An 11,754-nucleotide genomic window follows, 5' to 3' on the forward strand; every position below is an offset into this window, starting at 1 on the left:
CCATGTCGCCAGTCAGGCGCCGGTTCGCAGCCGTCCGCCCGCGACCGGAGCGCCGTCGGCGCCCGGGGTGGGGGCGGTGATCGGCTGGGTCGACGGGCGTCCGGTCCCTCGCGGCCTCCTCGACCGGCGCGTCGCGGAGCTGCGCGGTGGGCCGCTCAGGGCCGCCCTCCCGGTGCCGGGCAGCTCCGAGGATCGGCAGCTCGCCCGCTGGCTGACCCAGGTGATCCTGACCGAGGTTCTGTGCGAGGGCGAGGCGGCGCGGCTGGGGCTGGCCCCGGTCGAGGGTCCCGCCCTGGACCGGCTGGCCGCGGTCGAGCTGGGCTCCGTCAATGCCGCCGCCTACAACGCCAGCCCGTGGGTGAAGGCGCTGTTCAGGCACGTGCCCGTGGAGATCCCCTCGGCCTGGCGGTCCAGGGCCGCCGCACCCGCCGAGGAGGTCGCCCTGGTACGCCACCGGCTCTACGCACGGCGGCCCGCCACCTGGTCGGAGGCGGACCTGGAGTCGCTGGGCGAGATCGCGCCGGCCACCCTGCCCGCCGCCATCGCCGGCGCACTGGCCGAGCAGCCCTACGGCACGCTGGTCGGGCCGGTCCAGGACGCTCTGGGCTGGCATGTGGCCATCGCGGTGCCCGGGTCTGGGGGCGTACCGGATGGGGGGCATGTGGCGGTCGCGGTGCCCGGGTCTGGGGGCGTACCCGATGAAGGGCTTGAGGAGGCGGGGCGGCGGCGGGCGTTCGCGCGGTGGCTGGACCGGCTGCGGGCCGACCGGGTGGAGCTCGTGCCCGGCCTGGAACACCCGGGCGACCCCCGCCAGCCCGACAACCACCACAAGCACTGATGGGCAGCGTCCTCGCGATCGACATCGGCGGCACGAAGCTGGCCGCCGCGCTGGTCGACGACCGGGGAACGGTGCTGCGCGACGGCACCGTCCCGACCCCGCGCGACGAGGTGATGGGCGCGCTCGCCGGTCTCGTCCGGCAGGTCACCGAGGGCCGCCCCCGGCCGCTGGCGGTCGGCATCGGCAGCGCGGGTCCGCTCGACGCGGTCGCCGGCACGGTCAGCCCGGTGAACATGCCGAGCTGGCGCGGCTTCCCGCTGCGCGACCGGGTGGGCGAGCTCACCGGCCTGCCCACGGTGCTGGCGGGCGACGCGCAGTGCTTCGCGGTCGGCGAGCACTGGCTGGGCGCGGGACGGGGCAGCGCGTCGCTGCTCGGGATGGTGGTCTCGACCGGCATCGGCGGCGGGCTGGTGATCGACGGCGTCCCGCTGCTCGGCCCCACCGGAAATGCCGGACATGTCGGCCACATGACCGTGGACCCGTACGGCGAGGAGTGCGAGTGCGGCGGCCGGGGCTGCGTCGAGCGCTACGCCAGCGGACCCAACCTCGCCCGCTGGGCCCGCGAGCAGGGCTGGACCGGCGCCGACGCCAAGCAACTGACCGCCGACGCGGAGAACGGCGACGCGATAGCCGTAGCCGCCTTCGAGCGCGGCGCCCGCGCGCTGGCCGCGATGATCGTCTCCATGGCCGCCGCGGTCGAGGTGACCACGGTGGTCATCGGCGGCGGCGTGGCCAACGCGGGCGAGGTCCTGTTCGAGCCGCTGGACCGGGCCATCGGCGAGGTGGCGGGGCTGGCGTTCGTGAAGGCGGTCGAGGTCCGCCCCACCACCCTGGGCGTACGCGCCGCCCTGGCCGGCGCCGCGAAGCTGGCCTGGACTACTCTCGCTCCGCCGCCTGAGCCTCGCGGCGCTCGATGATGCGGCGCGTGAACGGGATGACCTCGACGACCTTCGCGCCCAGGTAGGCGCCCAGGAAGGCGAGCGCGATCAGCACGAACGGGCTGGTCGAGAGGTCCATCATCGCCACGTAGGCGCGCAGGATCGGATCGAGCATGGAGGCACACTCCGGGAGAAGAACCGGCATGGAGCCCTCAGGGTAACCGGATTTTTGCCACCCTTTGACCACAAAATCCACACCCGGGAAACCCAGGTGTGGATTCAGCGTGCTCAGTGGAAGAAGTGCCGGGTCCCGGTGAAGTAGAGGGTGATGCCCGCCTTCTCCGCCGCGGCCACGACCTCCTCGTCGCGTACCGAACCGCCGGGCTCCACGACCGCCTTCACCCCGGCCGCGATGAGCACCTCCAGCCCGTCGGCGAACGGGAAGAACGCGTCGGAGGCCGCCACGGACCCCGCCGCCCGCTCGCCGGCCCGCGTCACCGCGAGGCGGCAGGAGTCGACCCGGTTGACCTGGCCCATGCCGACGCCGACCGTGGCGCGGTCGCCGGCCAGCAGGATCGCGTTCGACTTGACCGAGCGGCTCGCCCGCCACGCGAACTCCAGGTCCGCCAGCACCTCGGGCGAGGCCGCCGCGCCCGCCTTCAGCTCCCACCGGGCCGCCGCGTCACCGGGCGCGTCGATCCGGTCGACCTGCTGCACCAGCAGCCCGCCGTCGATCCGCCGGAACTCCTCCGGGTTCGCCGGGCCCTGCTCGCAGACCAGCAGGCGCAGGTTCTTCTTCTTCGTCAGTACGGCCAGCGCGTCCTCGGCGAACGCCGGCGCCACCACGACCTCGGTGAACACCTCGGCGATCTGCCCGGCCAGCTCCGCCGTGACCTCGCCGTTGACCGCGATGACGCCGCCATAGGCCGAGACCGGGTCGCAGGCGTGCGCCTTGCGGTGCGCCTCGGCCACGTCGGCGCTGATGGCGATGCCGCACGGGTTCTGGTGCTTGATGATCGCCACGCACGGCTCGGCGAAGTCCCAGGCGGCCCGCCAGGCGGCGTCGGCGTCCAGGTAGTTGTTGTAGGACATCTCCTTGCCGTGGAGCTGGCGGGCGTCGGCCAGGCCGCCCTCGCCCTCGGTGTAGAGCTCGGCCCGCTGGTGCGGGTTCTCGCCGTAGCGCAGCACCGCCTTGCGCTCCCAGGTCGCGCCGCGGAAGCCGCCGTCACCGGCGTAGACGTCGGCGAACCAGTTGGCCACGGCCACGTCGTAGGCCGCCGTGTGGGCGTACGCGGCGCCGGCCAGGCTCCTGCGCTGCTCCAGCGTGAAACCGCCCTGCTCCAGGGCCGCGTGGATCGCGGGGTAGCCGGTGGGATCGACGACGACCGCGCAGGTGGCGTGGTTCTTGGCGGCGCCGCGGATCATCGCGGGGCCGCCGATGTCGATCTGCTCGACGCACTCCTCGGGGGAGGCGCCCGAGGCCACCGTCTGCCGGAACGGGTACAGGTTGACCACGACGAGCTGGAACGGGTCGATCTCCAGCTCGTCGAGCTGCGCCACGTGGTGCGGCTTGGTGAGGTCGGCCAGCAGGCCCGCGTGCACGCGCGGGTGCAGGGTCTTGACCCGGCCGTCCAGGCACTCGGGGAAGCCGGTGAGCTGCTCCACCTTGGTCACCGGGATGCCGGCCGCGGCGATGGCGGCAGCCGTACCGCCGGTGGAGACGATCTCGACGCCGGCGGCGTCGAGGGCCCGCGCGAGCTCCTCAAGCCCCGACTTGTCGTAAACCGCGATCAGCGCCCGCCTGATGGCGATGCTTGTCAACTTGCCCCTCCAATGATCACTGTCCGCCCGTTGACGGCCCAGCCTTCTCGGGCCATGCGGCCCACGATGTCGACGAGCAGCTCACGCTCGACGGTCTTGATGCGCTCGTGCAGCGTCGCCTCGTCGTCGCCGTCGAGGACCCTGACGGTCTCCTGGGCGACGATCGGGCCGGTGTCGACGCCCGCGTCGGCCAGCATCACCGTGCAGCCGGTGACCTTGACGCCGTGGGCGAGCGCGTCCCGCACCCCGTGCGCGCCGGGGAACGACGGCAGCAGCGCGGGGTGGGTGTTGAGCACGGGGTACGCCTCCAGCGTGGGGGCGCCGATGATCTTCATGAAGCCGGCCGAGACCACCAGGTCGGGTTCGTGCTCCGCGATGCGCGCCGCGAGCGCCTTGTCCCATGCGCGGCGATCGGGGTGATCACGAAGCTTTTCCACGAACGTCGGGACCTGTGCGCGTTCGGCTCTGGACAGACCCTCGATGCCGTCCCGGTCCGCGCCCACCGCCACCACCCGCGCTCCGTACGCCGCGTCGGCGGAAGCGTCCAGCAGGGCCTGTAGGTTGGTTCCTGAGCCGGAAACGAGGACGACGAGCCGCCCAGCCTTAGACACGCGCACTCCAAATTCGGAAGCCGGGATGGGCTGACAGCGTATCTGCTCACTCGCCCGGCGACGCAGAGGAGGTCAGGTGTCGACACCTGTTCAGGCGCCGGCAGGCCAGCAGCCCGCGGAGTCCGCGGGCCGCCGCGCGATCTGGTTGTCCATCGCAGCGCTGGCCATGACGTTCATGCTGCCCTTGGCCGGGCTGGTGATGGCCGTCTTCGCCCTGATGACGGGCATACGGGCGCTGCCGCTGCTGCGTGCGGCGAAGAAGCCGGCCGGGACCGCCACGGGCGGCATCGCCGTCTCCACGGTGGCCCTGTTGCTGTCCGCGGTCGCGACGGCGTTGCAGCTCTACCTCATGGACGAGTACTCCGCCTACCAGGAGTGCATGAAGGGCGCCGGGACGGTGGCGTCACAGGGCGAGTGCTACACCCAGTTCAGGGACGCCACGGAGAAGAAGCTGCCGCCGGAGGTCCTCCGCATCCTCAACACCGTCCAGCCTTAGGGCCGGCGGTCTCGCTCGGCCGCCAGGATCTCGGCCAGCCGGAGGGTGTCCTCCAGGTAGCGCTCGTAGGGGAAGCCGGCCGCGACGAGCCCGGCGCGCAACTCGTCGTAGAGCGGCTTGCCCGCCGCGTGGAAGGCTTTTCTGCCGTCCTCGGTGAGGCGGACCAGCCGCCGCCGCGCGTGCTCGGGGTCGACGGTGATCCGCACCAGGCCGTCCGCTTCGAGGGGTCGCAGCGCCCGGCTGATCGCCGGATCGGACACCGACATCGCCCGCGCGAGGCCGTGCTGCGTGACCGGCTCGATCTCCTCCAGCGTGCCCAGCAGCCGGATCTGGCCGTAGGTCAGCCCGCCGGCGTCGTCCGTGCGCCGCCTGGCCGCCTCGCCCAGCAGCATGACCACGCGGTGCAGCAGGTCTCCGAGTCCGTCGTCCACCCCGCCACCCTAGCTCCATCGTTACGTGGTTAATATTAACGAGTTAACACTGGACCACCTCAGGAGCGGTTCATCACCATGCCCGCACCCGACGACGAGATCGGCCGGACGCGCGCCGCCGACCGGCTCACCGCCTTCGTCGACGCCGTGATCGCGATCGCGCTCACCCTGCTGGCGCTCGATCTACCCGTGCCCACCGGCGAGACCACCGAGGCGATGCTGGGTTCGGTGTCGGCCCACGCCAACGAGTACATGGCCTTCGCGCTCAGCTTCGTGGTGATCGCCGCCCACTGGCGCGCCCACCACGAGATCTTCCCCTACGTCCGCGCGCTCGGCGGGCGCCTGACCGGCCTCACCCTGACCTGGCTGTTCATGCAGGTCCTGATGCCGTTCGCGACCCGCGTGCTCACCGCGGACGGCGCCTTCCCGCCGCGCTTCAGCCTGTACGCGATCGTGCAGGTCCTGGCCTCCGCCACCTTCGCACTGATCATCCTGGAGATCCGGCGCGCGCACCTGTACCGCACGGACGTGCCGCCGCCCGAGTTCGCCCAGAGCCTGGTGCGCAGCGTCTGCCTGGCCGCGGTCTTCGCGCTGTCCATACCCGTCGCGTTCGTGACCACGGGCACCGGCGCGTACCTGTGCTGGCTCGCCGCGCCGATCGTGCTCGCCGTCGCCCGCCGCGTCCAGCGCGCCCGCGCCGCCTAGTCGCGGTCGCGGTCCCAGGCGTAGGGGTCGACGTAGATGACGTGGCCGCCCCGGTCGTCGGACTCGTCGACGATGTCGCGGCGCGGCGGCCGCTCGGGCGCGTAGCGGACGTGCGGCGCGGTGTCGGGCCCGGCCGCCGACGCGTGCTCGTCCTGCCAGTCGTCGCGGATCACCGGAATCTCCTGTGTATCCGCCTCCGTCGCGTCCATCCAGTGGCCGGGCAGCGGGCGCGCATCGGCCTCCGCCAGTCCGACCTTGCTGGCCGCCCTGGCGAGTACGGCGCCGGCCTTGCGCACCGGAGTCGCCGCCCTGTCCAGCGGCTTGCGGGCCTTCCTGTTCAGCAGCAGCCAGTTGGCGACCCCGGCCGAGATGCCCGCCGCCACGCCCACCTCCAGGCAGACCGACAGCGCCACCTCCCAGGGCGAGGGCCCGACCGCGGCCAGCCGCCCGCCCCGCAGCGGCCCGCCGGACAGCGCCGCCAGCAGCCCCGCCACCAGCCCGGTGCTCACCCCGGAGAAGAACCCCCACAGCGGAGCCACCTCATACGAGGGCGACGGCGCGATCCGCGCCACCATGACCCCCGCCACCGCCCCGGCCGCGAACGGCAGCGCGATCACGGCCATCATCGGCGCCGGCACCGGCCCGCTGTCCGGCAACGCCCCGAGCAGCGGAAGGCTGGGCACCATCCCGAGTTGCACCCCGGTGGGCGCGACGAGCGTGCCCGTGCCGAACGCGAACCCCGGCCCGGCGATGTACGACATCGCCCACACCACGGCGTTGGGCAGGTAAAGCCCCTGGACGAGCATCAGCAGCGCCCCGCCCACGAACCCGGTCGACAACTGCCCGGACAGCGCCCTGACGTCGCCGAAGTTCAGGACGATGGCCACGACCACCAGCACCAGGCCGCCGGCCAGCATGATGGCGGTGGCGACGGCCGTACCGACGGTGACCGCGCGCACCCGCTCGGGCAGCAGCCGCAGCATCGAGCGCCACGGCCCGATCGTCCGCGCGGTCGCCAGCGCCCCCACGACGAAGGCCAGCAGGAAGTGGGACAGCAGCGCCTCGCCGATGTAGGGCTGGGTGATGTCGTTGCGCGTCACCAGCGCGATCAGCCCCGCCAGCAGCGCGTACGGCGCCGCCAGCGACACCCCCGCCTGCCCCACCAGGATCAACTGGGCCCGGCGGCGCGCGTTGGCCTTCTCCTTGGGCGAGTTCTTCGGCAGCCGGGCGGGCAGCCGCAGCCGCAGGTCGGCGTCCCTGGCCATCCACCGCCCCGCCTTGTACAGCAGGAAGGCCGGCAGCACGAGCAGCCCGAGCGGCAGCAGCCCGACCCGGCCGCCGGGAATGGCGAACCCGGCGTGGTGCGCGGCCAGCCAGAGCTGCGCCGCCGTGCGGAACACCCCCGGCAGTCCCGGCCCCAGCGCCCCGCGGGGCGCCGCCATCCAGCCGATCAGGGTGAGGGTGGTGAGGACCGCCAGCCCGACGCCCAAGGTGCAGGCGGCGGCCAGCATGCCGGACACCGGCAGCGGCCGCCTGGACTCGTCGTCGTCGCCAGTGACCCCGGGGATCTTGCCGAGGACGGCGCGGGGAGCCGTCCGTAGCTGGTCGAGTAGCGCCGTCACGGGAACCTATTTTCCTCAACTTTGACGCCTACACCCCCATCGCCGCGCCGTCCCGGCTGGTATTAGTCCCCTTTACGCCGTCCGGCGCCCAGGAAAGCCGAAACCCCCGCGTGCCGGGGGGCGACGCGGGGGTTCGGGCAGAGGCAACGGGGTTCAGCGGGCCTGCATGATCTCCCGCATCAGCCGGGCGGTCTCGGACGGCGTCTTGCCGACCCGGACGCCGACCTTCTCCAGCGCTTCCTTCTTGGCCTGTGCCGTGCCCGCCGACCCGGACACGATGGCGCCGGCGTGGCCCATCGTCTTGCCCTCGGGGGCGGTGAAGCCGGCCACGTAGGCGACGACGGGCTTGGTGACGTGCTGCTCGATGTAGGCCGCGGCCCGCTCCTCGGCGTCGCCGCCGATCTCGCCGATCATCACGACCGCGTCGGTCTCCGGGTCGTCCTGGAACGCCTGGAGCGCGTCGATGTGGGTGGTGCCGATGACCGGGTCGCCGCCGATGCCGACCGCGGTGGAGAAACCGAAGTCGCGCAGCTCGTACATGAGCTGGTAGGTGAGCGTGCCGGACTTCGACACCAGGCCGATGCGGCCCTGGGGCGTGATGTCGGCGGGGATGATGCCGGCGTTGGAGGCGCCGGGCGAGGCGATGCCGGGGCAGTTCGGACCGATGATGCGGGTCTTGTTGCCCTTCTCGACGGCGTAGGCCCAGAACTCGGTGGAGTCGTGGACCGGCACGCCCTCGGTGATGACCACGCAGAGCGGGATCTCGGCGTCGACGGCCTCCTTGACCGCGTCCTTGGTGAAGGCCGGGGGCACGAAGACGACCGACACGTCGGCGCCGGTCTCGGCCATGGCCTCGCGGACGGTGCCGAAGACGGGCAGGTCGAGGTGGGTGGTGCCGGCCTTGCGGGCGTTCACGCCGCCCACGACGCGGGCGCCGGCCGCCAGCATGCGCTTGGCGTGCTTGGTGCCCTCACCGCCGGTCATGCCCTGGACGATGATCTTGCTGTTCTCGGTCAGCCAGATTGCCATTACGCACCTACCGCAGCGAGCTCGGCGGCACGCTTGGCCGCGTCGTCCATCGTGTCAACCAGCTCGACGCGCGGGAGCTTGGCGTCGTGCAGGATCTGCCGTCCGAGGGCGGCGTTGTTGCCGTCGAGGCGGACCACCAGCGGGTGGGTCACGGCCTCGCCGCGCTCCTCCAGCAGCTTGAACGCCGCGACGATGCCGTTGGCCACGGCGTCGCAGGCGGTGATGCCGCCGAAGACGTTCACGAAGATCGACTTCACGGCCGGGTCGGAGAGGATGATCTCCAGGCCGGCGGCCATGACCTCCGCGGAGGCCCCACCGCCGATGTCGAGGAAGTTGGCGGGCGACGGCTTGCCGGGGAAGGCCTCGCCGGCGTAGGCGACCACGTCGAGCGTGGACATGACCAGCCCGGCGCCGTTGCCGATGATGCCGACGTCGCCGTCGAGCTTGACGTAGTTGAGGTCCTTCTCCTTGGCCTTGGCCTCAAGAGGGTCCTCGGCCGCCTTGTCGGCGAACTTCTCGTGGTCCTTCTGGCGGAACTCGGCGTTGTCGTCGAGCGTGACCTTGCCGTCGAGCGCCTTCACCTGGCCGTCGGCCGACAGGATCATCGGGTTGACCTCGACCAGCGTGGCGTCCTCGTCGACGAAGCAGCACCAGAGCTTCTCGATGAGCTCGGCGGCGCCGTCCAGCGACTTCTCCGGCAGGCCGCCGGCGACGGCGATCTCGCGCGCCTTGGCGCGGTCGATGCCCTCGATCGCCGAGACGGGCACCTTGGCGACCTTCTCGGGGGTGCTGTGGGCGACCTCTTCGATGTCCATGCCGCCCGCTGCCGAGCAGATGGCGAGGAACGTACGGTTCGCACGGTCGAGCAGGAAGGAGAAGTAGTACTCCTCCGCGATCGCGCTGGCCTCCTCCACAAGCACCTTGTGGACCGTGTGGCCCTTGATGTCCATGCCCAGGATGGCGGTGGCCTTGTCCACGGCGTCGGCGGCGTCGTCGGCCACCTTCACCCCGCCGGCCTTGCCGCGGCCACCGGTCTTCACCTGGGCCTTGACCACGACACGGCCGGTCAGCTCTTCGGCTGCCGCGCGTGCCTCCTCCACGGTGTGGGCGACGATGCCGCGTGGCACCGGGATGCCGTAGTCCGCGAAGAGCTCCTTCGCCTGATGTTCGAACAGGTCCACGAGGGTCCGTCCTTGCTATTCCGACTGAGTGTTCGACGGCCCGGGCCACCCCGTGCGTGCCGGGCGTTTTCCGCCAACGAAGCCTAGCCCCAAGCTTGACCTGCCCAGGTCATCGGGTCACGCGAATCCCGTGATGTGACGGTGATCTCACCCCGCGATGATGCCCTCGCATATATCGATAAGGGGGCATAAATGAGGCGATTTATCGCCGTTGCCGCGGCGGCCGCCGCGATGATGGTGGCTTCTCCGGCCTTCGCCCAGGTCAAGCCGGTGGACGCGCTCAAGAAGCAGTTCGTCGCCGGTCAGGGCGTCAGGATCAAGGAGACCTCGCGTACCTGGGTGGACAAGCAGGACTACATCGGCGCCGTACGCGAGGGCGTCGCGGCCTTCGGGCCGAAGGGCGTCGTCGCAGCCGAGGGCGAGCGCACGCCGGTGCTGGGCCCGGCGCTCAAGAAGCAGTTCGAGGCCGAGGTGAAGAGGGACCCGAAGGCGGCCGACCTCGTCGCCCTGCTGACCGAGCGGACGTACATGGTCAGCTCGGGCAAGCACTACTACATCCACGGCGGGCTCTTCTCCAGGGCGCTGCCGGACGACAAGTTCTGGCTCCGCGGCGACGGCGACCCGACCTTCGCGATCATGGGCGACCAGCTCGTCAACGTGCTGGAGCCGGCCACGCTCAAGCACCTGCTGGCCACCGGCAAGCACACGGGCCCGCGCTACCGGGGCTCGCTCACCTTCGCCGAGCTTCACAAGCTCTCGCCGTCCTTCCGCGCCCAGATGATCACGAAGCCGTCCGGCAAGATCGGCAAGTCGCGCATCTCGTGGCGGCTCACGCTCGACGCCCGGCAGCTCCCCCAGCGCCTGGCGATCGACTGGACGATGCCGCTGACCAAGAAGGCGACCATCAAGGGCACGACCGAGACCAGGTACTCCGACTGGGGCGCCGAGATCTCCGTCACCACCCCCGCCGCCGAGTCGGTCATCAGCATCGATGACCTGGTCGACCACATCCTGAAGCCGCCGACGCCGATCGACGAGGACTACGTCGCGGTGCCGCCGAGCGACGACGGCACGGTGCAATAGAGGCTCATGGGGCCGGAGCTCTGCATGGTTTATGCATAGAAACTCCCATAACAGATGGGTTTACGGAGACCGTGGCGTGATCTCCGATTGCCAGGCTTCGGTCCCATGAAGCGCATCTTCGCCGGCGTCGCCCTCACCGTGGCCGCCGCAGCCCTCTCCGCCGCCCCCGCTCAGGCGGCAGCGCCCAAGGATCCCGTTGGGGCGCTCAAGAAGCAGTTCGTGGCGGGAACCGGTGTGAAGTTCATCGACCGGACCATCCTCGCCAACCGGGGCCAGCGCGAGATCTTCATGCGCCGCACCGGCACCTTCGCCTTCTCCAAGGCCGGCCTCGCCGCCTCGGACATCACCGGCAAGTTCAACTTCAAGCAGTCCGACCTGCCCGAGGACGCGCCCGACCTGCTCAAGGGCCTGTTCTCGCCGGAGCGGACCATCCGCATCGGCACCACGTCGTACATCTCCGGCGGCATGTTCGGCACGCTGCTGCCCGAGGACAAGAAGTGGATCAAGTTCCCCAAGGGGCCGACCGGCGGCCTCACCGGCCTCTACGGCCAGATCGTCAACGTCACCGAGCCGAACACGCTCAAGACCCTCGTCAAGAGCGGCAAGGCGATCAAGGGTGGCTACGCGGGCGCCATCACGGTCGCGCAGCTCAACAAGGTGTCGGCCTGGTACCGGGCCTCGCTGTTCGAGAAGCCGACCAAGAAGCAGCTCAAGGTCGTCATCAGCTGGAAGCTGCAGCTTGACGGCAAGGGCCTGCCGAACCGCCTGGTCACCACGTACTCGCCGGTCGCGATCGGGCTGGACGCCGAGGGCAAGGAGACGATCAGCGTCGACACGCGGTACAGCGGCTGGGGCTCCAAGGTCACGGTCACGGCGCCGCCCGCCGACGAGGTGACCACCGAGTTCAAGGACGGCACCAGCGAGATCCCCGACGGCCTCACCCTGCCCAACGGGGATGTCGTCGCGAAGTAGCGCTCTGTTTTCCCAGACTCTTCTCTGAGCTACGGCGGGGCGGCATCCACCGGCCCCGCCGTGGCCTTCTCCACGTTGCGACGCTCT

General features: G+C 71.2%; 13 protein-coding genes. 6 read left to right on the top strand and 7 right to left on the bottom strand.

The window, feature by feature from the left end; all coding sequences use genetic code 11:
* Positions 1–76: 76 nt before the first annotated feature.
* Positions 77–838 (top strand): hypothetical protein, encoded by a 762-nt coding sequence (locus ACIBEJ_RS16695; RefSeq protein ID WP_397183608.1) that lies wholly within the window; start codon positions 77–79, stop codon positions 836–838.
* Positions 838–1,755, top strand: coding sequence for an ROK family protein (locus ACIBEJ_RS16700; RefSeq protein WP_397183609.1), 918 nt, complete (start codon positions 838–840; stop codon positions 1,753–1,755). The genes ACIBEJ_RS16695 and ACIBEJ_RS16700 overlap by 1 nt, the downstream gene beginning before the upstream one ends.
* Here ACIBEJ_RS16700 and ACIBEJ_RS16705 read toward each other — a convergent pair.
* From ACIBEJ_RS16705 to purN, 3 genes are all read right to left on the bottom strand, one after another.
* Complete coding sequence (locus tag ACIBEJ_RS16705) at positions 1,715–1,891, bottom strand: hypothetical protein (RefSeq protein WP_397183610.1); 177 nt, start codon at positions 1,889–1,891, stop codon at positions 1,715–1,717. The two genes, ACIBEJ_RS16700 and ACIBEJ_RS16705, sit on opposite strands and share 41 nt — an antisense overlap.
* Before the next feature lie 113 nt (positions 1,892–2,004).
* Positions 2,005–3,537: a bifunctional phosphoribosylaminoimidazolecarboxamide formyltransferase/IMP cyclohydrolase gene (purH, locus tag ACIBEJ_RS16710; protein WP_397183611.1), complete on the bottom strand. Its 1,533-nt coding sequence runs from the start codon at positions 3,535–3,537 to the stop codon at positions 2,005–2,007.
* The gene (gene purN, locus ACIBEJ_RS16715) at positions 3,534–4,148 is read right to left on the bottom strand and encodes a phosphoribosylglycinamide formyltransferase (protein WP_397183612.1); all 615 of its coding nucleotides are present in this window, start codon (positions 4,146–4,148) and stop codon (positions 3,534–3,536) included. Before purN ends, purH begins: the two co-directional genes overlap by 4 nt.
* Positions 4,149–4,224: 76 nt before the next feature.
* Here purN and ACIBEJ_RS16720 point away from each other — a divergent pair, with 76 nt between their 5' ends.
* Positions 4,225–4,644, top strand: a complete 420-nt coding sequence (locus ACIBEJ_RS16720; RefSeq protein ID WP_397183613.1) for a hypothetical protein — start codon at positions 4,225–4,227, stop codon at positions 4,642–4,644.
* Here the strand turns inward: ACIBEJ_RS16720 and ACIBEJ_RS16725 are convergent.
* Positions 4,641–5,075, bottom strand: coding sequence for a MarR family winged helix-turn-helix transcriptional regulator (locus ACIBEJ_RS16725; protein WP_397183614.1), 435 nt, complete (start codon positions 5,073–5,075; stop codon positions 4,641–4,643). The genes ACIBEJ_RS16720 and ACIBEJ_RS16725 overlap by 4 nt on opposite strands.
* Before the next feature lie 78 nt (positions 5,076–5,153).
* Here ACIBEJ_RS16725 and ACIBEJ_RS16730 point away from each other — a divergent pair, with 78 nt between their 5' ends.
* Positions 5,154–5,780: a TMEM175 family protein gene (locus ACIBEJ_RS16730; RefSeq protein WP_397183615.1), complete on the top strand. Its 627-nt coding sequence runs from the start codon at positions 5,154–5,156 to the stop codon at positions 5,778–5,780.
* Here ACIBEJ_RS16730 and ACIBEJ_RS16735 read toward each other — a convergent pair.
* From ACIBEJ_RS16735 to sucC, 3 genes are all read right to left on the bottom strand, one after another.
* On the bottom strand, positions 5,777–7,402 hold the full coding sequence (locus ACIBEJ_RS16735) for a DUF6350 family protein (protein WP_397183616.1): 1,626 nt from the start codon (positions 7,400–7,402) through the stop codon (positions 5,777–5,779). The two genes, ACIBEJ_RS16730 and ACIBEJ_RS16735, sit on opposite strands and share 4 nt — an antisense overlap.
* A gap of 153 nt (positions 7,403–7,555) precedes the next feature.
* Entirely contained in the window at positions 7,556–8,431 is an 876-nt protein-coding gene (gene sucD / locus ACIBEJ_RS16740) for a succinate--CoA ligase subunit alpha (RefSeq protein WP_397183617.1), read from the bottom strand.
* The gene (gene sucC / locus ACIBEJ_RS16745) at positions 8,431–9,612 is read right to left on the bottom strand and encodes an ADP-forming succinate--CoA ligase subunit beta (protein ID WP_397183618.1); all 1,182 of its coding nucleotides are present in this window, start codon (positions 9,610–9,612) and stop codon (positions 8,431–8,433) included. Before sucC ends, sucD begins: the two co-directional genes overlap by 1 nt.
* Before the next feature lie 192 nt (positions 9,613–9,804).
* Between sucC and ACIBEJ_RS16750 the strand changes: the two genes are divergently transcribed.
* Together ACIBEJ_RS16750 and ACIBEJ_RS16755 are read left to right on the top strand one after the other, a co-directional pair.
* Complete coding sequence (locus ACIBEJ_RS16750; protein ID WP_397183619.1) at positions 9,805–10,695, top strand: hypothetical protein; 891 nt, start codon at positions 9,805–9,807, stop codon at positions 10,693–10,695.
* A gap of 105 nt (positions 10,696–10,800) precedes the next feature.
* A complete protein-coding gene (locus ACIBEJ_RS16755; protein WP_397183620.1) occupies positions 10,801–11,667 on the top strand; it encodes a hypothetical protein in 867 nt (288 codons plus the stop codon).
* Positions 11,668–11,754: the final 87 nt, after the last annotated feature.

It is taken from the genome of Nonomuraea sp. NPDC050790, from assembly GCF_044456745.1.
In the GTDB taxonomy this organism is placed as follows: domain Bacteria; phylum Actinomycetota; class Actinomycetes; order Streptosporangiales; family Streptosporangiaceae; genus Nonomuraea.